A 3,216-nucleotide genomic window follows, 5' to 3' on the forward strand; every position below is an offset into this window, starting at 1 on the left:
AAGCACGGCAGCTTCCTACCCTCGCAGGCAGTCTCCCACCAACTACTCTCGGCGTTAAGAAGCTTAACTGCTGTGTTCGGCATGGTTACAGGTGTTTCCTTCTTGCTTTTGCCACCGTACTTTCTCTTTGAGCTTTTACACTCAAAACTAAATATAATCCACTACTTAAACCTTTAACTCTCTTCCCAAATTGCCTTCGCTTTTGGTCAAGTCCTCGACTGATTAGTACTAGTCCGCTCCAAACCTCACGGCTCTTCCACTCCTAGCCTATCTACCTCTTAGTCTTTGAGGTGTCTTACTACTTTCGTATGGGAAATCTCATCTTGAGGGGGGCTTCGCACTTAGATGCTTTCAGCGCTTATCCCTGCCATACTTAGCTACCCAGCTATGCCTTTGGCAAGACAACTGGTACACCAGCGGTATGTCCATCCCGGTCCTCTCGTACTAAGGACAGCTCCTCTCAAATTTCCAACGCCCACGACGGATAGGGACCGAACTGTCTCACGACGTTCTGAACCCAGCTCGCGTGCCGCTTTAATGGGCGAACAGCCCAACCCTTGGGACCTACTTCAGCCCCAGGATGCGACGAGCCGACATCGAGGTGCCAAACCTCCCCGTCGATGTGAACTCTTGGGGGAGATAAGCCTGTTATCCCCAGGGTAGCTTTTATCCGTTGAGTGATGGCCCTTCCATGCGGTACCACCAGATCACTAAGCCCGACTTTCGTCCCTGCTCGAGTTGTCTCTCTCGCAGTCAAGCTCCCTTATACCTTTACACTCTGTGAATGATTTCCAACCATTCTGAGGGAACCTTTGGGCGCCTCCGTTACTCTTTAGGAGGCGACCGCCCCAGTCAAACTGCCCATCTGACACTGTCCCATGCCTCGCTTAGAGGCCCTGGTTAGAGCAGCCATCAAACAAGGGTAGTATCCCAACATTGCCTCTGATAATACTGGCGTACTATCTTCTCTGGCTCCTACCTATCCTGTACATGTTTAACAGCTGCCCAATATCAAATTGCAGTAAAGCTCCATGGGGTCTTTCCGTCCTGTCGCGGGTAACCCGCATCTTCACGGGTATTATAATTTCACCGAGTCTCTCGTTGAGACAGTGCCCAAATCATTACACCTTTCGTGCAGGTCGGAACTTACCCGACAAGGAATTTCGCTACCTTAGGACCGTTATAGTTACGGCCGCCGTTTACTGGGGCTTCAGTTCGCTGCTTCGCTTGCGCTGACAGCTCTCCTTAACCTTCCAGCACCGGGCAGGTGTCAGCCCCTATACGTCGTCTTTCGACTTTGCAGAGACCTGTGTTTTTGATAAACAGTTGTTTGGGCCTATTCACTGCGGCTGGCTCTTACACCAGCACCCCTTCTCCCGAAGTTACGGGGCTATTTTGCCGAGTTCCTTAACGAGAGTTCTCTCGCTCACCTTAGTGTTCTCCACTCGACTACCTGTGTCGGTTTGCGGTACGGGTACGTTAGCTCTCACTAGAAGCTTTTCTTGGCAGTGTGACTTCCGAACCTTCGCTACTTTTATTTCGCTCCTCGTCACGCCTTATGCTTTTATACAATAAGCATTTGACTCATTGTTACACTTGACGCTTGAACATGGTCTTCCAATCCCATGCGTTCTTTGCCTCCTGCGTCCCTCCTTCGTTTTTAACGATCTAACGCAGTACAGGAATTTCTACCTGTTGTCCATCGACTACGCCTTTCGGCCTCGCCTTAGGTCCCGACTTACCCTGGGCGGACGAGCCTGCCCCAGGAAACCTTAGTCTTTCGGCGGATAGGATTCTCACCTATCTTTCGCTACTCATACCGGCATTCTCACTTCTAAACGCTCCATTTATCCTCTCGATTAAACTTCTCCGCATTTAGAACGCTCTCCTACCACGCATTATTGCTAATGCATCCACAGTTTCGGTACTATGCTTAGCCCCGGTAAATTTTCGGCGCAGCGTCACTCGACTAGTGAGCTATTACGCACTCTTTTAATGATGGCTGCTTCTGAGCCAACATCCTAGTTGTCTACGCAACTCCACATCCTTTTCCACTTAGCATAGATTTTGGGACCTTAACTGGTGATCTGGGCTGTTTCCCTTTCGACTACGGATCTTATCACTCGCAGTCTGACTCCAGTGCTTTGATATCTGGTATTCGCAGTTTATCTGAATTCAGTAACCCCTGACGGGCCCTTCGTCCAAACAGAGCTCTACCTCCATTATCATCCTCGCACCAGGCTAGCCCTAAAGCTATTTCGGAGAGAACCAGCTATCTCCAAGTTCGTTTGGAATTTCACCGCTACCCACAACTCATCCCCGCAATTTTTAACTTACGTGGGTTCGGTCCTCCAGTGCGCTTTACCGCACCTTCAACCTGGTCATGGGTAGGTCACTTGGTTTCGGGTCTACATCAAATAACTCTTTCGCCCTCTTCAGACTCGCTTTCGCTGCGGCTCCGTCCTTTCATGACTTAACCTCGCTATTTAACGTAACTCGCCGGTTCATTCTACAAAAGGCACGCCATCACCCGTTAATGGGCTCTGACTACTTGTAAGCACACGGTTTCAGGTTCTCTTTCACTCCCCTCCCGGGGTTCTTTTCACCTTTCCCTCACGGTACTGGTTCACTATCGGTCACATGTTAGTATTTAGCCTTGCGAGATGGTCCTCGCTGCTTCAATCGGAATTCCTCGTGTTCCGACCTACTCAGGATCCTGCTAGCTGTCTCTTGGATTTCGCTTACGGGGCTCTCACCCTCTTTGGCTTACCTTCCCAGATAATTCTGCTATCCGCCTTACTCACTTATTGCAGTCCTTCAACCCCAAACAATAAATTGCTTGGTTTGGGCTCTTTCCGTTTCGCTCGCCGCTACTTGGGAAATCGATTTTTCTTTCTCTTCCTACAGCTACTTAGATGTTTCAGTTCACTGCGTCTCGCCCTTATTAGCTATTTATTCACTAATAAGTAATGCATCGCTGCATTGGGTTCCCCCATTCGGATATCTCCGGATCATTGCTTACTTACTGCTCCCCGAAGCCTTTCGTGGTTCGTCACGTCCTTCTTCGCCTTCATGTGCCTAGGCATTCACCGTGCGCCCTTCTTTTCTTGACCTTACTTTAAGATACTCTCTCGGTCGCTCTTGCAATCTGTTCTCTTTTGATTGTTTCTCGGTTTTTTCTTGGATTATATTTAGTTTTCAATGTACTAACTCCTG

2 rRNA genes are annotated in these 3,216 nt (G+C 49.3%); both read right to left on the reverse strand.

The features are described 5' to 3' along the window. Nucleotides 1-2 precede the first annotated feature (2 nt). Nucleotides 3-119, reverse strand: a 5S ribosomal RNA gene (gene rrf, locus ACYIAQ_RS08645). An 83-nt stretch (nt 120-202) separates the two neighbouring features. Next, nucleotides 203-3,113 (reverse strand): 23S ribosomal RNA (locus tag ACYIAQ_RS08650). Nucleotides 3,114-3,216 lie beyond the last annotated feature (103 nt).

The organism is Lactobacillus sp. X-49 (assembly GCF_057063645.1).